The sequence below is a fragment of the Pseudoruminococcus sp. genome (assembly GCF_047012705.1).
In the GTDB taxonomy this organism is placed as follows: domain Bacteria; phylum Bacillota; class Clostridia; order Oscillospirales; family Acutalibacteraceae; genus Pseudoruminococcus.
Window position 1 is genome coordinate 1 of the sequence record NZ_JBKXNW010000020.1, and the last position, 19,791, is coordinate 19,791.

Sequence of the window (19,791 nt, forward strand, 5' to 3'; positions counted from 1 at the left end):
ACCTGCGGCATCTTGGTCCCAAACCAAGCACTCTACCAAACTGAGTTACACCTCGTTTTCTCACAGCTTCATTATTATACTATATGGAATTTATTTTGTCAACGCTTTTTTCAATTTTTTTGAAATTTTTTTGTTTTTTAAATTATAATGACGCAATATAGAGAAAGAGGTTTTATTCTAAACTTAATTTATACCTTGTACTATTTAAATTTAAAACTATGTAAAGCAATAATTTTACACAGCCATATTAAAACATCGACATTTTCTTAAACAAAATTTTCATTTATTGGAGAAAGTCTTTGATAAATTGGCAGCTTCTTTGAGTAATAATGTAAATTTCTTCTATAAAAATAGATTCACAACAAGTCTGCTGTGAATCTACTTAATTTTTTATATTTTAACTTAATATTAATCAAAGAACTTTGAGTGGATAGCTGAAACAGCCTTATCTGCATCATCTGCATTAATAAGAACTGAAACCTTAATTTCACTTGTGGAAATCATCTGAATATTGATTTGTGCATCAAAGAGCGCCTCGAACATCTTTGTAGCAACACCTGCATGGCTCTCCATACCTGCACCGACAATAGAAATCTTTGCAACATCTTCTGAAAGAGTTACAGACTTACCGCCAACAACAGAAATAAAGTCTTCCATAATAGCAACTGCTTCCTTGCCATTTTCCTTAGCTACTGTGAAAGCGATATCCTTTGTGCCGTCACGGCCGATTGACTGAAGAATAATATCAACATTTATACCCTTAGAAGCAAGCTTGGAGAAAAGCTTAAATGCAAGACCCGGAACATCCGGAACACCAACAACTGAAATACGAGCAACATTTGTATCCTTAGCTACACCGCTGACCAACATTTTTTCCATTTTAACTGCCTCCTTAACGATTGTGCCCGGTGCATTTGTCATACTTGAAAGCACCTCAAGCTCTATGTTATATTTTTTAGCCATTTCTACGCTTCTGTTATTCAAAACCTGTGCACCGAGAGTTGCAAGCTCAAGCATCTCATCATAAGAAATTGTATTGAGCTTCTTTGCGTTGCTGACCTTTCTTGGGTCAGCTGTATAAACACCCTCAACATCTGTGAATATCTGGCAAAGGTCTGCGTGTGCCGCCGCTGCAATAGCAACTGCACTTGTATCAGAACCACCACGACCAAGTGTTGTAACATCATTATAGCGGTTAAGTCCCTGGAAACCTGCAACAACAACGATGTTATTCTTATCAAGCTCTTTCATTATACGGTCTGTGTTTACACGCTTAATTCTTGCACTTGTATAAGCTGAGCTTGTTTCAAAGCCTGCTTGCCAGCCAAGAAGTGAAACAACCGGATAACCAAGCTTTTCGATAGCCATAGCAAGAAGCGCTATTGACATCTGCTCGCCTGCTGCAAGAAGCATATCTTTCTCACGCTTAGAAGCATTAGGGTTGATTTCGTTTGCTTTTTCGATAAGGTCATCAGTTGTATCGCCCTGTGCAGATACAACAACGACAACACTGTTGCCCTTTTTATATGTATCTGTAACTATTTTGGCGACATTCATTACTCTTTCAGCATTTGCTACAGAGCTTCCGCCGAATTTCTGAACAATTAAACTCATCTACAATTTCTCCCTCTTTTTATTATATATACGCTGACTTTGGTTAAGCTCATATTTAGTTAACCAAAGCAACGAAATAAACAAGATTATTATATCAGATTTTCTTTAAAAATTAAAGATCTGAAATTCTGATTTTTGAAAGAACCTTTACACCGCTATCTTCAAGAGCCTTAACAGCTTTTTCTATATCAGATTCTTTCATATCGCCTGTTGTAAAGGCAAACTCGTTTTCCTTAGCGCCATTTCTTGTAAGAACTTTAACGCCTGCAAAAAGCTCATTAGCTTTTTCAAAAGCTGCCTTTGTGTCATCAGCCTCTGCTCTTACATAAACGCTCATAATAGTATTTGCATAAGGCTCTACATCGCTCTCTGAACCATCTGCCCAACCGAGATATTTTCTTGCAGAAAGATGCTTAACGCAGTCTATAATATCAGCAACAACAGCACTTGCAGTAGGAAGCTTACCAGCACCCTTACCATAGAATACAACATCACCTGTTGCATCGCCACGAACAAGAATACCGTTGAATACATCGTCAATACCTGCAAGCTGACTGCTGCGTTCAATGAACATAGGCTCAACTGTAATATCGACCTTACCATCTTCAAGTTTCTTAACTTGACCGATAAGCTTTACTACTCCACCCCATGCGTCTGCATAGAGAACATCGTCAAGAGTGATTTCTGTTATACCCTTTGTATTAACATAATCAGGATAAATATGCTTGCCATATGCAAGAGAAGCAAGAATACAAATCTTTCTGCAAGCATCATCGCCCTCAATATCAGCCTTTGGATTTCTCTCGGCATAGCCAAGCTCCTGAGCCATTTTAAGTGCGTCTGCAAAAGGCATTTGCTCACGAATCATCTTTGTGAGGATAAAGTTTGTTGTACCATTGAGGATACCGGCAATCTCGATAACATCATTTGCTGCAAGGCACTGGCTCATTGGGCGGATAATTGGAATACCGCCGCCTACGCTTGCTTCAAAGAGGAAGTTTGCATTCTTTTCCTGCGCGATGGCAAGAAGCTCTGCACCTTTTTTAGCAACAAGTTCTTTATTTGAGGTTACAACGCTTTTGCCTGCCTGTAAGCAACGCTTAACAAAATCATAAGCAGGGTTTATTCCGCCCATAACTTCGGCAACAACTTTAACCTCATCATCATTCAAAATATCCTCAAAATTCTTTGTAAATCTATCCGCAAGAGGACTATCAGGAAATTCTCTTATATCAAGAATATACTTGATATTGATTTCTTCCTTTGCTCTTTTGGCAATGCTTTCGGCATGGCTTGTTAAAACTTCTACAACGCCTGAACCGACTACACCATGTCCCATAACCGCTACCTGTACCATTTTTCTATCTCCCTTACTTTATAATAATATTATATAATTAAATTAATTTATCTTGTTTCTTCTAAGCTTGTCTGCTCCGGTTCAGATGATTCTACACTTGAATCTATACTTTCTGTAGAACTTTCACCACTCTCTGTACTTTCTGTTGAACTTTCGCCGCTTTCGGTACTTTCTGCAGAACTTTCACCTGAACTTTCGTTACTTGTATCAGAAGATTCGTTAGACCATTCATAGCTATATTCTGTGTTACTTGATTCTGGAGGTGTGATAATTCTTCCATGATTAGACGTACAGGTTCCAGGCATATTATCCGCTGTATAATAACCTGTTACTGTATCAGGACAAAGCGAATTTGCAATAAGACCGTTTTCTCGACAGAATTTCTGAGCAATAACTGTATCTGGTATGTTGAAGTCCTTATGTTCTTTCGTCTTGAGATATTCTGTCATAATCTCAGACCACAGAATATGGTTCTTGCCTTCTTCTTCCTGATTTATAGTAGCAGGAATATCGTGTCCTTGCCAAATACCTGCAACTGCGTAAGGGGAAGCTCCGACAAACCAGTTATCATAGGTATTATCAGTAGTACCTGTCTTACCGATAATATCCCAACCGCTGACGGCTGCACGATAACCAAGTCCTTCTTTATCGCTGACAACCTGATGGAGCAATCTATTCATAATTGCTGCTGTTTCTTCACTTATAGCACGGGAAGAAACTCTTTTATCTCTCTGGTCAAGGATAATGTTGTTATCTTGGTCAGTTACATAATAGTAGGTATATGGTTCGTAGTATGTTCCGCCATTACAGAACGGAACATATGAGGCTGTCATTTCACGAACGGTAGTTCCGCCATGAACACCACCCATGGACATAGCAACTATATTTTTTGAATCCTGATCTGGGTCAAGATGCGCAAGCTTAAACTTATTTGTAGCATAGTTATAGCTTTCGCTCATACCTATTTGATTGAGAAGGTTAACTGTCGCTGCGTTTGAAGAAATCTCAAGAGCAGTCATCACTGTTATATTGCCACGATAGCCCTCGTACCAGTTATTAGGACCTGCTACAACATTTCCATTTGAATCATAAGACCAATCAGGAATTGCTGTATCTGAAATCAATGATGAAAAGTTAACTATCTTATCTTCAATAGCAGGAGCATAAACGGCTATAGGCTTAATTGTTGAACCAGGCTGTAGGTATGCGCCATTTGCTCTATCAAAGAGGAATAATCCATCTTTTTCATTACGACTGCCCACTGTTGCAAGAATTCTGCCATCAAGCCCCATCATAATATAACCGCATTCGAGCTTCTTATCCTTAGGCGTCTTCCACTGAAGAACTTTTCTTTGTGCAATACTCTGTGCTGTTGGATCCATTGCTGAATAAATCTTTAATCCCTCTGTATAAAGCTTTCTCTCTGCCTCGCGCTCGCTTATATTAAGATTTTTCTGTAATGCTTCAGAAACCTCTCTGAACAGCATATCGTTATACCAACTTTGGGTTGGGTTTTCGTCGTCTTCATCGTCATAACTATATCCGACAAAGGTCATTGTTGCCGATTCCTTCATGGCAGCCTCATACTCAGACTGAGTAATTCTGCCCTGTGAATACATCTCTCCAATAACAACTTCACGGCGTTTTTTATTATTCTCAGGATAAGCAAGAGGATTATAAACTGCAGGATTTTGTGTAATACCTGCAATAGCAGCACACTCTGCAATAGAACACTCGTTTATATCCTTATCAAAATAAAAATTTGCGGCAGCCTGAACACCACTGCAACCACTTCCGAAGTTTACTATATTAAGGTAAGCCTCAAGAATTTCTTCTTTAGTATATTGCTTTTCGAGGTCAAGCGCATGGAATATCTCAGTAATCTTACGATTAAGGCTGACATCGTCATTTTCCGTAACATTCTTAACAAGCTGTTGTGTTATTGTAGAGCCACCGTAATCAGCCCTACCTGTAATAAGACTTAATACAGCGCCGCTTGTACGAATCCAGTCAACACCTTTATGGTCATAGAAACGCTTGTCTTCAATGGAAACAACTGCATCCGTCATCGCCTTTGGAATATTATTATAATCAACCCAAACACGATTTTCTGCATTATAAAGGTTTTGGTCGAGCGTTACTGTTCCGTCATCATTCGTGACATAAATACTACTGGTTATGTTTTTCTTTGCATTTCTTAAATCAAGACTAAATGGCTCATTTGCAACATCAATTATATAAGCCACAATAGAAATCATAACAACAACACCAGTAATAACTCCAACCAACAAGGCGGTAAGAAGTATTCTTTTAACAATACCCCATACCCTTGACAGCGCCGGATGACTTTCAGTGAAAATCATTACGCCACCTTCGTCAGAATAATTACTTATATCAGTATTTTTCATTCACGACAACCCGCCTTTCCCGAAAAATAATTCATTTTAAGAAACTAAAAATAATCATAGCTCGCTTATCTTAACTTAAGAATTGAATGTTATCTTTAGTATTATACCATAAAATCAAAAAAATGGAATGAAAAATTTAAAAATTCAAAATATATTTGCGATTTACCTAAATTTTAAAGAATTTTTATAGCATTTGACGAATAAATCACTATATTTTTGGCAAAATTAAGCTTGAAAAAGCCAAATATTTCATAAAGGGAGAGTAATTATAATGAAAAAAATGATTGCTGTTACGGGTTGTTTTGTAATCTTCTGTCTGATTATAAACGGTATACTAATACCCTCTCTGCCAAATGTAAATGCAGAAAACACTCCTCCAACAACACAAACAAGCTCTAGTGAGGAAAGCTCTGAAATTATCTCTAAACCTGAGGAATTTTATATTTTAAAGGATTATAACGGAAAAATTGCCGTTTACTCATCAAATTCTAACAAGCCGATAGAAATAACTAACGCTTCTACGGCTAAACTTCCCAAAAGTGACCAAGATGCCCTAAGAGCCGGCATTAAAGCAAAATCAAGAAAAGAACTTAATCGTCTTTTGGAGGATTTTTGCAGCTAATCGCTATAGCTTTTCCCCGAGCCATAATGGCGATGTCGCATAATCGCTTGACAAAGGCTGTATTATATATTAAAATAAAATGTGCATAATATGCCAAAGAAAATTATTTTTATACAATAACACAATATTTAATTTTCCTTGAAGATTCGATTTACTCATCGAATTATTTTTTACATCAGATATTTTTATTTCAAAAACGGAGGAAAAGTTTTTATGAGTTTCAGCATTCTCGGAACAGGCAAGGCTGTGCCTGATTATATCCTTACAAATGATGAGCTTTCGACCATCGTTGAAACAAACGATGAATGGATTCGTACCAGAACAGGTATTGAGGAAAGACGAATCTGTAAGGACGAAACTATTACTGAACTTTGCGTAAAGGCTGCTAAAGAGGCTCTTGATGATGCGGGTATCACTGCTGAACAGCTTGACCTTATTATTTGCTCTACTATGCGCGGCGAAAATCTTACACCTTCTCAAGGCTGTATGATTCAAAAAGAAATCGGTGCAAAATGCCCCGCTTTCGACCTCAACGCCGCTTGCTCAGGATTTATCTATGCTCTTGACGTAGCAGACGGATATTTCGTAAGAAAAAAAGCAAAATATGTTCTTGTTGTTTCTATGGATAACCTCTCTAACATAACAAACTGGAAAGACCGCTCAACCTGCGTTCTTTTTGGTGATGGAGGTGCCGCCGCTGTTCTTGGTGAGGGTGATGACCTCCTTGCAATTCACCTTACTGCCGCAGGAAATGATGAAGTTCTTCGTATTCCTCACGGCGAAAACTCTTCTCCGTTCTATGAACATAAGCCTGAACCTGCACTTCTTCAAATGATGGGCAATGATGTTTATAAGTTTGCTGTAACTGCTATGCCTGAGGGCATTAAAACAGTTGTTGATGAAGCCGGACTTCAACAGAGCGACGTTGATTGGGTTATTCCTCATCAGGCTAATATCAGAATTATCAATACAGCCGCAGCAAAGCTTGATATTCCAAGAGAAAGATTCTTCTGCAATATCAACCACTATGGAAATACATCTTCAGGAAGCGTTCCTATTGCTCTCCACGAGGCAAGTCAGGCTGGACTTCTTAAGAAGGGTGACATTATCGCTCTTTGTGCTTTCGGTGGAGGTCTTACAACCGGAAGCTGTATTATTCGTTGGTGTAAATAATGCGTTTTCCGTATAAAATTCGTTTTTTTCGGAATTATATGGAAACACTGCTTAAAATACGATAAAATTAACGGAGGTTAAAAGTCTTATGGCAAAAACTGTTTTTGTTTTTTCGGGACAAGGTGCTCAATACCCCTCTATGGGCAAAGAATTATATGAAAATTCTCCTGCTGCAAAGGCTGTTTTCGATATGGCGGAGGCAATTCGCCCCGGAACTATTAAACAATGCTTTGAGGGTACTAAGGAAGAACTTAGTATAACAATTAATACTCAGCCTTGTATGTTCGCAGTTGACCTTGCAGCCGCAGCCGCAGTTAAAGAGGCGGGCATTAACCCCGATTACATAGCTGGTTTTTCTCTTGGCGAAATTGCTGCTGTAGCTTTCGCAGGAATCTTATCATATGAGGAAGCTTTTAAACTCGTATGCAGACGAGCAGAGCTTATGGACAAGGCTGCAACTGAAAATAAAGGTGCTATGGCGGCTATCCTCAAGCTCACAACAGATAAAGTAGAAGAAATCTGCAAGAAATATAATAAAGCTTGGCCTGTAAACTATAACTGCCCCGGACAAACAGTTGTTGCTGCCGCTGAGGATGAAATTGACGCTCTCTGCGAAGATGTAAAAGCTGAAAAAGGCAAGGCTGTTAAACTTGCTGTAAGCGGCGCTTTCCACTCTCCGTTTATGGAAAGTGCATCTAAGGGACTTGCTGAGTACCTTGAGGGTATTACTCTTAGCGAACCAAACATCCCTGTTTATGCTAACCTCACTGCAAAGCCTTATACATTATCAGACGCTAAGGAACTTCTTGCAAAACAAGTTATGAACCCTGTAAAATGGCAGACTACTGTTGAAAACCTTATTGCAGAGGGTGCAGACACCTTTATTGAAGTTGGTGTTGGTAAAACTCTTGTTGGTCTTGTTAAAAAAACAAGCAAAGAAGTTACTGCTATTAATGTTGAAAACAAGGCTACCTTAGACGAGGCTAAGGCTATTGTTCTTGGTTAAAACTAAGATTTAAAATGGTCTTTCAGCTTTAAGGTTTTTAACCTTGAAAGGAATGAGTATAAATGTTTGAATTAACTAATAAAAATGCAATCGTTACAGGCGCTTCAAGAGGTATCGGCAAGGCTGTTGCTTTAAAGCTTGCTGCTCTCGGTGCAAATGTAGCTGTTGTATATGCTGGAAACGCTGAAAAAGCTAACGAAACTGTTGCAGAAATTGAGGCTCTTGGTGTAAAGGCTAAGGCATACTGCTGTGATGTTTCAAGTTTTGATTCTGCAAAAGAACTTATCGCTTCTGTAATCGAAGAATTCGGCGGAGTTGATATTCTTGTAAATAATGCCGGTATTGTTAAGGATTGTCTTGTTCTCTCTATGAAAGAAGATGACTTCGACAGAGTTATTGATGTAAACCTCAAGGGTACATTCAATATGATTAAAAATGTATATCAGCATATGATGAAAAAGCGTCGTGGCAGAATTATTAACCTTTCATCTGTTGTCGGTCTTAACGGCAACGCCGGTCAGGCTAATTACGCTGCTGCTAAAGCCGGTATTATCGGTATGACAAAGTCAGTCGCTAAAGAGCTTGCTGCTCGTGGCGTAACCGTTAACGCTATTGCTCCCGGTTTTATCGGAACAGATATGACTGCCGCTCTCAGCGACAAAAATAAGGAAGCTATAATGGCGTCTATCCCTGCAAAGAAAATGGGTACTCCTGATGATATAGCTAACACTGTTGCGTTCCTTGCAAGTGACGAAGCTGCATATATCACAGGTGAAGTTATTAAGGTTGATGGCGGTATGGCAATGTAATTTGCCTTTCGCTTGATAGATATAATATTAGTAGTATAATTGTTTGTAATACTCAGAATTTTATCTGAGCTATTTAAGAAAGGAATTGTTTTAAATGAGAAGAGTTGTTATAACCGGTATCGGTGCTGTAACACCTGTCGGAAACGATATAGAAACAATGTGGAATTCACTTATAAACGGAAAAAATGGCATTGACTATATAAAGAGCTTTGATACTGAAAAGCTTAAAGTTAAAGTTGCTGCTGAAGTTAAAGACTTTGACCCGACAAAGTATATTGAAAAAAAGGAACTCAGAAAAACTGACCTTTTCTGTCAGTATGCTATTGCAGCAGCTTGTCAGGCAGTCGAGGATAGTGGCATTATCGGCACTATTGAAGACGAAAAGCTTGGTGTTTATGTTGGTTCCGGCACAGGCGGTATGCACACATTCTTCACTCAGTGCGAAAATATGATTGCTGAGAAGAAGATTTCTCCATTCTTTATTCCTATGATGATAGGTAATATGGCTGCTGGTCTTATCGCTATCCGTTTCAGTGCAAAGGGTCCTTGTCTTCCTGTTGTTACAGCTTGTGCTACATCAACACACGCTGTCGGTGAAGCTTTCCACGCAATTAAGAACGGCTATGCAGACGCTATCATCACCGGTGGTGCTGAGGCTGCTATTACACCTCTTGCAATAGCAGGTTTTTCAAGCTGTATGGCCCTTTCTACAAGAAATGACCCGAATAGTTCGTCTATCCCATTTGACAAACGCCGTGACGGTTTTGTTATGGGTGAGGGCGCCGGTATACTCGTTCTTGAGGAATATGAACATGCTGTTGCTCGTGGTGCTAAGATTTATGCAGAAATTGCAGGATATGGCAATACTTGCGATGCACATCATGTTACAGCTCCAGACCCAGAAGCAGCCGGTGCAGCTCGCTGTGTAGAAATTGCATTAAAAGAAGCTGGTATCACAGATGACGATACTCTCTATATCAATGCTCACGGCACAAGCACGCCTGCAAATGACAAGACAGAAACAGCCGCTTTCAAGAGAGCTCTCGGCGAAAAGGCTTATGACACATATATCAGCTCAACAAAGTCTATGACAGGACATATGCTCGGTGCAACAGGTGCAGTTGAGGCTATTGTCGCTGCTCTTGCTGTTAAGAACGGAATTGTTCCTCCTACTATCGGACTTGAAGAGCCTGACCCAGAATGCGACCTCAACTATGTTCCTAACAAGGCTGTTGAAGTACCGCTTACTGCCGCTGCATCAACTACATTTGGTTTCGGCGGTCACAATGCTTGTATCGCTTTAAAGCAGATAACTGAATAATAAAATTAAAGCTATAAAAGCCTTTAACAAAAAGGAGCGGTAAAAAGCCGCTGAAAGGAATGAATCAAATGCCAATTTTTGATATTGACGAAATCAAGGAGCTTTTGAACGCATTCGATAGCTCAAAAGCAACTGAGCTTGAAGTAAGAGGAATGGACGGCGAAAGATTGATATTCAAACAAACAACAGCCGCTCCTGTTATTGTTGCTAACGAACAGCCTATAATAGCGCAGCCTACTGCTGTTACAACTACTATTCCACAGGCAGTTTCTAACGATGCGTCAGCTACTTGCACAAAGGATGAACCTGTTCAGGAAGGCACTCCTATTCCATCACCTATGGTAGGCGTTTTCTATGCGGCATCTTCACCTGACGCTGAACCTTACATTAAGGTGGGTTCTAAGGTACATAAAGGCGATGTGCTTTGCCTGATTGAAGCTATGAAGCTTATGAATGAGGTCACTGCTGAAAAAGACGGCGAAATCGTGAGCATCTGTGCTGAAAACGGCCAAGTTGTAGAATACGGTCAGACTTTATTTATGGTAAAATAAAATATCAATTCGGAGTTTGAAAGAATTTCGACTATTTTAAGTCGTGATTCTTTCAAGCTTTGTTTTGTTTGTGAAAGGAATTAAAAAACAGTGAATAAGGAAGAACTTAAAGCTATTATCCCTCACAGAAATTCTATGCTCCTCATTGATGAGGCTACAAAAATTTCAGAAGATACTTCTGTCGGCAAGAAAACTATTGTCGGTGACGAATGGTTTCTTGACGGTCATTTTCCGGGCAACCCCATTGTTCCGGGAGTTATACTCTGCGAAATGATGGCTCAGACAAGTGCTGTTATTATTGCTGAAAAATCCGCAATAAGCACTCCATACTTCACAAGCATTGAAAAGGCTCGCTTTAAGGAAATGGTTCGCCCTGGCGATACATTTGAGATTGAATGCAAGCTTACAAAAAATCGTGGTATGTTCTATTTTATCGAGGGCAAGGGTACTGTAAACGGTAAACTCTGTGTTAGTGCCAATTTCTCTTTTGCTCTTATTGAAAGGGAGTAAAGACATTGTTTTCTAAAATATTGATTGCAAACAGAGGCGAAATTGCTGTAAGAATTATTCGTGCCTGCCGAGAGATGGGCATTTCTACTGTCGCCGTTTATTCTCAGGCTGATAAGGACGCCCTTCATGTCAGCATAGCTGACGAAAGCTACTGCATTGGCGGTCCTCAAGTTGGTGACAGCTATCTTAATATGGCTGCTATACTTACAGTTGCAGTTATTTCTGGTGCTCAGGCTATTCACCCAGGATACGGTCTTCTTTCTGAAAATGCAAAATTCGTTTCACTCTGCGAAAAGTGTAATATTGAGTTTATCGGACCTTCAAGCGAAATGATTTCTAAGCTTGGCGACAAGGACGAAGCTCGCAGAACTATGAGAAATGCCGGAGTTCCTGTAACTCCCGGCACTGATATAATCGAAGATGTAAATATTGCTAAGGAAAAAGCCGCAGAAATCGGCTATCCTATCCTTATAAAAGCTCGTTCCGGCGGCGGCGGTCGCGGTATTCGTCTTGTACACAATGAAAACGAATTTGAAAATGCTTTCCATTCTGCATCAGCAGAGGCTCAGAGTGCTTTTGGCGACGGTGCCGTCTATATTGAAAAGTATCTCAAGCCTGTTAAACATATTGAAATGCAGTTACTTTGCGATAAGTTCGGCAATGTAGTTTGCCTGGGTGAGCGTGAATGCTCTGTTCAGCGCAAAAATCAGAAGCTTATCGAGGAAAGCCCCTCCCCTGCTATCACACCTGAAATTCGTGCAAATATGATGGCGGCTGCTAAAAAGGCTGCTCTCGCTGTTGGCTATGAAAATGCTGGTACAGTAGAATTTTTGCTCGACAAGGACAAGAATTTCTACTTTATGGAAATGAATACAAGACTTCAGGTTGAACATCCTGTCACAGAAATGGTTGTAGGTATCGACCTTGTCCAATGGCAAATCAGAATTGCCGCAGGTGCAAAGCTTTCTATGACACAGGATAAGATTTTTATTCACGGAAGTGCCATAGAATGCCGCATAAACGCAGAAGACCCTAACAATAATTATCGTCCAAGCTGTGGTACTATCAATCTTTTACATATTCCTGGTGGTCCTCAGGTTCGTTTTGATACTGCTATATATCAAGACTACACTGTACCTCCATATTATGATTCTATGATAGGAAAGCTTATAGTTCAGGCTCGTTCTCGTGAACTTGCTATAAGAAAAATGAAAATGGCTCTCAGTGAGCTTATTATTCAGGGCATTACTCATAACAGAAATCTTCATTTAGATATACTCTCTGATAAGGAATTTGTTGACGGTACTTATACAACAGGCTTTATGGAAGATTTTGATAAACGCCGTAACAAACAAAAGGACGAGTAATTTGCTCAAAGCTAACTATAATATATCTACAAGCCTTTGGGTACTTTGAGCGGAAAGGAAAGAGCTTTAATGTTTAATTCTGATATTTTTAATTTTATGAAGCCAAAAAATGAGCTTGAAAATCAGGGCGAATGGGCAGAATCCCGTCCATTTATTCCGGATGAGCTTTGGGTTAAATGCCCTGCTTGCAAAAATATGATTCTTACCTCTGACCTTGAGGATAACCTAAAGGTTTGCAGCAAGTGCGGTCATCATTTCCGCACAAATGCTCGCTACCGCATAAATATAACTGTTGATGAGGACAGCTTTAAAGAAATGGACGCTGACCTCGTTTCTGAAAATATTCTTGATTTTCCTGAATATACTCGCAAGCTTAAAACATCAAAGATGTCAAGTGGAGAAAATGAGTCTGTTATCTGTGGTACTGCGGAAATCGAGGGTTCTAAGACTGTGCTTTGTGTAATGGATTCATCTTTTATGATGGGGTCTATGGGAACTGTTACAGGTGAAAAGATAACTCGTGCATTTGAATATGCAACAGAAAATAACTTACCTGTTATTGTATTTACTGTTTCTGGCGGTGCAAGAATGCAAGAGGGTATCCTCTCTCTTATGCAGATGGCTAAGACAAGCGGTGCTGTTAAGCGTCACAGCGACAAGGGCTTACTTTATATAACAGTCCTCACAGACCCTACAACCGGCGGTGTTACTGCAAGCTTTGCTATGGAGGGCGATATTATTCTTGCCGAACCAAAGGCCCTTATCGGTTTTGCCGGACCAAGAGTTATAGAACAAACTATTCGTCAAAAACTTCCTAAGGACTTCCAGACAGCTGAATTTCTCCTTGAAAAAGGCTTTGTTGATGCTGTTGTCAACCGCAAGGATATGAAAAAGACACTTTCAAAGCTTTTGAAGCTTCATTCTAAGGAGGGAATCTAAGATGAGTGCGATAGATAAAGTTAATGCTGCAAGAGCAAATAACAGACCTACTTCAATCGACTATATAAATAAAATATTCGGAGATTCCTTTATAGAACTTCACGGCGACAGAAAATTTGGCGACGATAAGGCTATTGTCGGCGGTATAGCAAAGCTTAATGATATGCCTGTAACAGTCATTGGCATAGAAAAAGGCAGAAACCTCAAGGAAAGAATGGAAAGGAACTTCGGTTCTGCTCACCCTGAGGGTTACCGCAAGGCTCTAAGACTTATGAAACAGGCCGAAAAATTCAGACGACCTGTTATCTGTTTTGTAGATACATCGGGTGCATATTGTGGTATCGGTGCCGAAGAGCGTGGTCAAGGTCAGGCAATCGCCGAAAACCTTATGGAAATGATGACTCTCAAAACTCCGATTCTTACTATTCTAATCGGTGAAGGCGGAAGCGGCGGTGCATTGGCACTCGCAGTTGCAGACGAGGTATGGATGCTTGAGAATGCTATTTATTCCGTTATCTCTCCTGAGGGCTGTGCAAGTATTCTTTGGAAAGATTCAAGCAAAACTGCTGAAGCATCTGAATGCTTGAAAATAACTTCTCAAGACCTTTTCTCTATGGGCGTTATAGAAAGAATTATCAGAGAGCCAAAAGACCTTGACAGCAAGCTTTTTGACGGTTTAAAGCATATCATTGCACAGACTGTCAGCAAAAAGCTTGAACAGCCAATAGATGTATTGCTTGATAACAGATATAATCGTTTCAGAAAGTTTGGCAAAGATTCTGCTACTTATCTTAGAAATGACGAATAATTGAATTAAAAATTAAAGCCATCGTTCATTTTTTATTGAACGGTGGCTTTTTAATTTGAGAAATATTAAATTCAAGGTTTTAGGTAAGTTTGCCTGTTAATATTAAGCTTTTACAATGTCATCTGCGAGAGTTTCGAGGGCTGTAACTGTTTCTGGTTTTACTGTTGATTTAATTGTAACAACATTATCTAAGACTGTAAGGTTCTTCATTGTCTCAAGTATACCCTTCATTGTACGAGCTGCAGACGGTGCCCATGAACCGTTTTCGATTATTGCAATCGTACGATTCTGATAGTTTTTAGCTTTTAAATGGAGCAAGAAATCCTGCATAACTGGGAATACTCCTCCATCATATGATGCTGATGCAAGGACAAGCTTATTATATCTGAATGCATCTTCAACATTTTCTGCCATATCACTGCGTGAAAGGTCTGAAACTGTAACCTTAACTGCACCCTTTTCTCTTAGCATCTCTGCAAATTGTTTTGCTGCTGTAGCTGTATTGCCGTGAATTGAAGCATAGGCAACGAAGATACCTTCATCTTCTGGCTGATAACTGCTCCAAATATCATACTTATTAATATAATAGCCAAGATTCTCTTTGAGGATAGGTCCATGAAGTGGGCATATCATCTGAATATCAAGTGTTGCAGCCTTCTTGAGAAGAGCCTGAACCTGAAAACCATATTTACCTACAATATTAAAGTAGTAGCGTCTTGCTTCGCAAGCCCAATCTTCATCAGCACTCAATGCACCGAATTTTCCGAAACCATCGGCTGAGAAAAGAACTTTCTCGCTCTCTTCATATGTAACCATAACTTCCGGCCAATGAACCATAGGTGCCATAATAAATTTGAGTGTGTGTGTGCCAATATTAAGAGTGTCACCCTCTTTTACTACTATCTTTCTTCCCTCAAGGTCAATATCAAAGAACTGAGGAATCATAGCAAAAGTTTTGACATTTCCGACAAGCTTCATCTCCGGATACTTATCTGCAAGAATTTTCAAGCTTGCTGCGTGGTCCGGCTCTAAATGCTGAACAACAAGATAATCCGGCTTTTTGCCATCAAGGACTTTTTCGAGATTTTCGAGCCATTCATCAGTTTTGCGTTTATCAATGGTATCCATAACAGTAATCTTATCATCAAGAATAACATATGAATTATAGGATATGCCATTAGGAACTACATACTGACTCTCGAAAAGGTCTATATCGAGGTCATCTGCACCAATATATTTGATGGAATCCGAAACTGTAATATTTGACATTATAAATTCCTCCAATTTTAAGAATTATTACTGAATATATAATAACATATTTATTGGCGCAATAAAAGCTATAAAATAAAATTTATATATTTTTTTCAATTCGGGAAGATTTTGCTTGACAAATCAGGCTCTAAGTGATATAATAATTCTTGCTTGATTGAAAGCGTTGTCAACTGAATACGGGGCATTAGCTCAGTTGGTTAGAGCAACCGGCTCATAACCGGTCGGTCCGGGGTTCGAGTCCCTGATGCCCCACCAAGAAATCCGAATGTTATTTTGACATTCGGATTTTTTGATTTTATTATTTTCAGAAGATTTTATATATAACAAAAGACGGCTGATTTTTAACAATCAGTCGTCTTTTGCGTTGAAAGGTGTGTATTTTATGTTTTACTCGAAATCTTAATTAGAATCTTCTGATGTTATCATTAGCGTGTCTTTGTGCAACTGCTCTTTTCATAGCCTTTGTCATACGCTTTTTAGATCTTACCATTGCGGCTACAACAGAAACACTGAGAACAAGAATCAAACCAAGAAGAATATAGAGCATATTTCTTGCATTTGAAAGATGATTGTCGCTCTGCTCTTTCTCTAATGAAAGCTTCTCTGTCTTAGATGTTGCAAGTCCTGACATTGCCTCGTTTGCAACTGATGCAGTATCTGTAATGATACCCTGTGCCTTTTCGGAGCCTTGTCTTGCAATACTCTTTGTGATACTGTTACGAACCGTATCATCGGCAACGCCATTTGCTTCGAGTTTATTCTCTTTCTGATAATCCTGAACTGCTGTTTCAAGCTCATCATTAAACTCGCCTGTTATAGAACCTTCATAATAGCCAAGCTTTGTGAGGTCACTTTCGAGCGACTTAACATCGCTGCCGTTATAACCTATTTGGAGATTATCATAATCCTCTGACTTAACAGCCTTATCGGAATAAAATACCTTTAATTCTTCAGCAGAAAGTGACTTGCTTACTTCAAGACCTGCATTTTTCTGATATGCGTTAACTGCCTTTAATGTAGCATCATCAAATACGCCTGTTGGCTCATCTGTCGTATATCTGAGTGCCTTAAGTCTTTTCTGAAGCTTTGTAACGGCACTTCCGCTCATACCATAGATAACTGCACCAGGATTTGGATTTTCTACGGCACTTCCACTAAAGAGTACGAGTTGGCTATTGAAATCTGCCTCACCTGTTGCCTCTATTCCATTAGCGCTTTGGAAAAGCTGCATTGCAATTACTGTATTTCCATCAAACTTGCCTTCTTCATATTCACCCTCTGTGAGGTATGAAAGAGAAACAAGCTTATTTTGAATATCCTTAATGCCTGTCTGTTTTTCGTCGAAATCGCCACTCTTGTAACTATTATACTTTGCCGGAGCTGATTCGGAGAAAATAGCATTCCATGTAGCTTCATCAACATTACCTGTTACTTCGATTCCTGCTTTCGCTTGGAAATCTTTAACAGCAGCAGTAGTTGCTTCGCCATAATAACCTGTTACTTCATATGTATAGTAACCAAGCTTTGTCAGAGTTTGCTGAACTTCTGTTATCTTTGCATCGGCAATAGTTTCGTCCATATCGCCCTCTTTAAGCGTTACAAACTTAGGCTTTTCAGGCTCTTTGCTTACTTCGGATTCCTCTTTGCTTGATTCTTCAACACTTGATTCTGGCTCAGATACTTCGCTTGATTCCTCAACGCTTGATTCCGGCTCAGATACTTCGCTTGATTCCTCAACGCTTGATTCCGGCTCAGATACTTCGCTTGATTCCTCAACACTTGATTCCGGCTCAGATACTTCGCTTGATTCCTCATAGCTTGGTTCCGGCTCTTTGCTGGTTTCTTGTTTACTTGGTTCCGGCTTCTTGCTGGTTTCTTCTTTGCTTGACTCAGGCTTACTTGGCGCTGGGTCTGCTGTTGCTGTGCTGTAATCTGTCTGTGAATAAGCGCTTGATGGAGGTGCGATATTGGAAACACCGTTAGAATCAAAGTAATATGTTACGCCATCAAGTGTTCTTGATGTGTTGACAATATACTGACCATTCTCATAGTAGAAAGAATTGCCATCAAACAATACCCAACCTGTTGTAGGATAAGAAACACCTGCAACCTTGAACCACTCAACCCATGGCTTTGAGTATACATCGTGATAAACAACGCCCGAGTTTTCATCTCTTGCATCAATAGCTGTGCCGCTTCCGATATAGATACCTACATGGTACGGCTGGTGAAGTCCAAGACCATGTATTCTTGGGATACCATCAGCTACATAGCCCCATTCTGGTGATGAGCCCAAAAGGTCTGTTCTGTTGCCGCCTACGCCGTTATAAGTGATGAACAAACCTGAGCAGTCAACTGCACCATAGCTTGCTCCGCCCCAAACATATGACCAATGCTCGTTATATGCTTGAAGTGCGTGTGCTGAAAGGCCAACACCTGTACTATCAGAAGCTGATGTTGTAAGTACACCAGTTGTAGCAACTGAAAGAATAAGTGCTGCTGCGATTGCAACAGAAACAATTTTCTTAGTTACTGATTTTCCTAAACTTTTTTTCATCGAAAAACTCCTTTTAATGTCTGCTTGCCGAAAAGGCATTTTTCGCTCTTGTTCGTGGCGAATTCCACGAACCACAATACATATGCGAAATTATAAATTTGTAAAAGTAATTACAAATTGGTAACATAATAACATTTTTTTCCGTAAAAATCAAGTCTTTTTCTCGTATGCAAGTAATTTATGTGTAAATTTAGGCAAAATAAACAAAATAAATTTTCAGATAATTTAGATTTCTAATGTCAAAAAACACTCTTTCTTCATATAGAGTTTGCAGGTACTTTCAAATTATGATAAAATGAATTAAAACTAAGTATAATATATAAGATAATATATTTTTAGGAGTGAGTTCATTGAGCAAAAAGCGTATTGCCGTAATATTCGGCGGTGCTTCATCAGAGCATGAGGTATCAAGACTTTCTTCAGCTTACATCATAAACAACATAGACAAAGAAAAGTTTGATGTTGTTACAATAGGTATCACAAAAGACGGTCGCTGGTTCTTAACAACCGCACCAACAGCTAAAATTGCAAACGGCGAATGGGAAAATGACACAAACAACAAGAGAGCTTTTATCTCCCCTGCTCCAACAATAGGCGGTCTTGTTGTGCTTGACGACGCAGGTCACAGCGAAATTGTCAAGCTTGATGTTGTATTCCCTGTTCTTCACGGCAAAAACGGTGAGGACGGTACTGTTCAAGGTCTTCTTGAGCTTAGCAAGATTCCATATGTCGGTTGTGGTGTAGCTGCATCTGCTTGCTGTATGGATAAAGTTTTTACAAACATTATGCTTCGTGACAGCGGAATTGATGAGGCTGATTTCACTTGGTTCTATACATATGAATATAAGCGTTCACCTGAGAAATGTATTGAACAGGTTGAAAATGCTCTTGCATATCCTATCTTTGTTAAACCGGCGAATGCAGGCTCATCTGTCGGCGTAAATAAAGCTAAAAATCGTGAACAGCTTATCACTGCTATTGAAATAGCTATAAAAGAGGATAGCAAAATTCTTTTTGAGGAAAATATTGTCGGTAAAGAAGTTGAATGTGCTGTATTTGGTAATGAGGATATTTTCGCTTCAATCCCCGGTGAAATCGCACCTGCAAAGGAATTTTACGACTATGAAGCGAAATATCAAAGTGCAAGCAGTGAACTTTATATTCCTGCAAAAATCGGTGATGAGCTTATTGAAAAGGTAAGAGAAACTGCTAAAAAGGCTTATCATCTCTTTGGCTGTGCCGGACTTACAAGAGTTGATTTCTTCGTAACAGAAAATGGCAGAGTTCTTCTTAACGAGCTTAACACACTCCCTGGCTTTACTTCAATTAGTATGTATCCTAAGCTTATGGCTAATTGTGGAAAAGAAGGCAAACAACTTATCGCTGGACTTATCGACCTCGCTTTAAATAAAAATAAAGCTTAAAATTAAAAGTTTCGCTCAAGGCGGAGTGCCTCCGCCGTCAAGACGCGTTCCAC

At 39.5% G+C, this 19,791-nt stretch carries 16 protein-coding genes and 1 tRNA gene; 12 read left to right on the forward strand and 5 right to left on the reverse strand.

Annotated features, from left to right (window positions below; all coding sequences use genetic code 11):
• Positions 1–408 precede the first annotated feature (408 nt).
• The 3 genes from ACLU24_RS13355 to ACLU24_RS13365 form a co-directional block, all read right to left on the reverse strand.
• Entirely contained in the window at positions 409–1,614 is a 1,206-nt protein-coding gene (locus tag ACLU24_RS13355) for an aspartate kinase (protein WP_412613178.1), read from the reverse strand.
• Positions 1,615–1,726: 112 nt separating this feature from the next.
• Complete coding sequence (locus ACLU24_RS13360) at positions 1,727–2,971, reverse strand: homoserine dehydrogenase (RefSeq protein WP_412613180.1); 1,245 nt, start codon at positions 2,969–2,971, stop codon at positions 1,727–1,729.
• Positions 2,972–3,018: 47 nt separating this feature from the next.
• A complete protein-coding gene (locus ACLU24_RS13365; protein WP_412613181.1) occupies positions 3,019–5,379 on the reverse strand; it encodes a transglycosylase domain-containing protein in 2,361 nt (786 codons plus the stop codon).
• Between the two features lie 271 nt (positions 5,380–5,650).
• Between ACLU24_RS13365 and ACLU24_RS13370 the strand changes: the two genes are divergently transcribed.
• The 10 genes from ACLU24_RS13370 (at position 5,651) to ACLU24_RS13415 (ending at position 14,485) form a co-directional block, all read left to right on the forward strand.
• Positions 5,651–6,001, forward strand: a complete 351-nt coding sequence (locus ACLU24_RS13370; RefSeq protein WP_412613183.1) for a BofC C-terminal domain-containing protein — start codon at positions 5,651–5,653, stop codon at positions 5,999–6,001.
• A gap of 213 nt (positions 6,002–6,214) precedes the next feature.
• Positions 6,215–7,174, forward strand: coding sequence for a beta-ketoacyl-ACP synthase III (locus tag ACLU24_RS13375; protein WP_412613185.1), 960 nt, complete (start codon positions 6,215–6,217; stop codon positions 7,172–7,174).
• A gap of 88 nt (positions 7,175–7,262) precedes the next feature.
• Entirely contained in the window at positions 7,263–8,180 is a 918-nt protein-coding gene (gene fabD, locus ACLU24_RS13380; RefSeq protein ID WP_412613187.1) for an ACP S-malonyltransferase, read from the forward strand.
• Positions 8,181–8,242: 62 nt separating this feature from the next.
• The gene (fabG, locus tag ACLU24_RS13385) at positions 8,243–8,989 is read left to right on the forward strand and encodes a 3-oxoacyl-[acyl-carrier-protein] reductase (RefSeq protein WP_412613188.1); all 747 of its coding nucleotides are present in this window, start codon (positions 8,243–8,245) and stop codon (positions 8,987–8,989) included.
• A gap of 94 nt (positions 8,990–9,083) precedes the next feature.
• Positions 9,084–10,310 (forward strand): beta-ketoacyl-ACP synthase II, encoded by a 1,227-nt coding sequence (gene fabF, locus ACLU24_RS13390; RefSeq protein WP_412613190.1) that lies wholly within the window; start codon positions 9,084–9,086, stop codon positions 10,308–10,310.
• Between the two features lie 68 nt (positions 10,311–10,378).
• Positions 10,379–10,861, forward strand: coding sequence for an acetyl-CoA carboxylase biotin carboxyl carrier protein (accB, locus tag ACLU24_RS13395; RefSeq protein ID WP_412613192.1), 483 nt, complete (start codon positions 10,379–10,381; stop codon positions 10,859–10,861).
• Positions 10,862–10,951: 90 nt separating this feature from the next.
• Positions 10,952–11,371, forward strand: coding sequence for a 3-hydroxyacyl-ACP dehydratase FabZ (fabZ, locus tag ACLU24_RS13400; RefSeq protein ID WP_412613194.1), 420 nt, complete (start codon positions 10,952–10,954; stop codon positions 11,369–11,371).
• A 5-nt stretch (positions 11,372–11,376) separates the two neighbouring features.
• Positions 11,377–12,738 carry an acetyl-CoA carboxylase biotin carboxylase subunit gene (gene accC / locus ACLU24_RS13405; RefSeq protein ID WP_412613196.1) on the forward strand — a complete coding sequence of 454 codons (1,362 nt, stop codon included), beginning with the start codon at positions 11,377–11,379 and terminating at the stop codon, positions 12,736–12,738.
• Positions 12,739–12,807: 69 nt separating this feature from the next.
• The gene (accD, locus tag ACLU24_RS13410; protein ID WP_412613198.1) at positions 12,808–13,677 is read left to right on the forward strand and encodes an acetyl-CoA carboxylase, carboxyltransferase subunit beta; all 870 of its coding nucleotides are present in this window, start codon (positions 12,808–12,810) and stop codon (positions 13,675–13,677) included.
• 1 nt (position 13,678) lies between these two features.
• Positions 13,679–14,485, forward strand: coding sequence for an acetyl-CoA carboxylase carboxyltransferase subunit alpha (locus tag ACLU24_RS13415; RefSeq protein WP_412613199.1), 807 nt, complete (start codon positions 13,679–13,681; stop codon positions 14,483–14,485).
• A gap of 102 nt (positions 14,486–14,587) precedes the next feature.
• Here the strand turns inward: ACLU24_RS13415 and ACLU24_RS13420 are convergent, their stop codons facing one another.
• The gene (locus ACLU24_RS13420; RefSeq protein ID WP_412613201.1) at positions 14,588–15,754 is read right to left on the reverse strand and encodes an FprA family A-type flavoprotein; all 1,167 of its coding nucleotides are present in this window, start codon (positions 15,752–15,754) and stop codon (positions 14,588–14,590) included.
• A 181-nt stretch (positions 15,755–15,935) separates the two neighbouring features.
• Here ACLU24_RS13420 and ACLU24_RS13425 point away from each other — a divergent pair.
• Positions 15,936–16,012 (forward strand) — tRNA-Ile (locus ACLU24_RS13425).
• A gap of 148 nt (positions 16,013–16,160) precedes the next feature.
• On the opposite strand, the gene ACLU24_RS13430 is transcribed toward ACLU24_RS13425, so the two are convergent.
• Positions 16,161–18,314, reverse strand: coding sequence for a peptidoglycan-binding protein (locus tag ACLU24_RS13430; RefSeq protein ID WP_412613203.1), 2,154 nt, complete (start codon positions 18,312–18,314; stop codon positions 16,161–16,163).
• 350 nt (positions 18,315–18,664) lie between these two features.
• On the opposite strand from ACLU24_RS13430, the gene ACLU24_RS13435 reads away from it, so the two are divergent.
• Positions 18,665–19,738, forward strand: a complete 1,074-nt coding sequence (locus ACLU24_RS13435) for a D-alanine--D-alanine ligase family protein (protein ID WP_412613204.1) — start codon at positions 18,665–18,667, stop codon at positions 19,736–19,738.
• Positions 19,739–19,791 lie beyond the last annotated feature (53 nt).

Excerpts from the sequence above, each read along its gene's own strand:
- ACLU24_RS13355 (WP_412613178.1), bottom strand. The coding sequence starts at position 1,614 with ATGAGTTTAATTGTTCAGAAATTCGGCGGAAGCTCTGTAGCAAATGCT.
- ACLU24_RS13360 (WP_412613180.1), bottom strand. The coding sequence starts at position 2,971 with ATGGTACAGGTAGCGGTTATGGGACATGGTGTAGTCGGTTCAGGCGTT.
- ACLU24_RS13365 (WP_412613181.1), bottom strand. The coding sequence starts at position 5,379 with ATGAAAAATACTGATATAAGTAATTATTCTGACGAAGGTGGCGTAATG.
- ACLU24_RS13370 (WP_412613183.1), top strand. The coding sequence starts at position 5,651 with ATGAAAAAAATGATTGCTGTTACGGGTTGTTTTGTAATCTTCTGTCTG.
- ACLU24_RS13375 (WP_412613185.1), top strand. The coding sequence starts at position 6,215 with ATGAGTTTCAGCATTCTCGGAACAGGCAAGGCTGTGCCTGATTATATC.
- fabD (WP_412613187.1), top strand. The coding sequence starts at position 7,263 with ATGGCAAAAACTGTTTTTGTTTTTTCGGGACAAGGTGCTCAATACCCC.
- fabG (WP_412613188.1), top strand. The coding sequence starts at position 8,243 with ATGTTTGAATTAACTAATAAAAATGCAATCGTTACAGGCGCTTCAAGA.
- fabF (WP_412613190.1), top strand. The coding sequence starts at position 9,084 with ATGAGAAGAGTTGTTATAACCGGTATCGGTGCTGTAACACCTGTCGGA.
- accB (WP_412613192.1), top strand. The coding sequence starts at position 10,379 with ATGCCAATTTTTGATATTGACGAAATCAAGGAGCTTTTGAACGCATTC.
- accD (WP_412613198.1), top strand. The coding sequence starts at position 12,808 with ATGTTTAATTCTGATATTTTTAATTTTATGAAGCCAAAAAATGAGCTT.
- ACLU24_RS13415 (WP_412613199.1), top strand. The coding sequence starts at position 13,679 with ATGAGTGCGATAGATAAAGTTAATGCTGCAAGAGCAAATAACAGACCT.
- ACLU24_RS13420 (WP_412613201.1), bottom strand. The coding sequence starts at position 15,754 with ATGTCAAATATTACAGTTTCGGATTCCATCAAATATATTGGTGCAGAT.
- ACLU24_RS13430 (WP_412613203.1), bottom strand. The coding sequence starts at position 18,314 with ATGAAAAAAAGTTTAGGAAAATCAGTAACTAAGAAAATTGTTTCTGTT.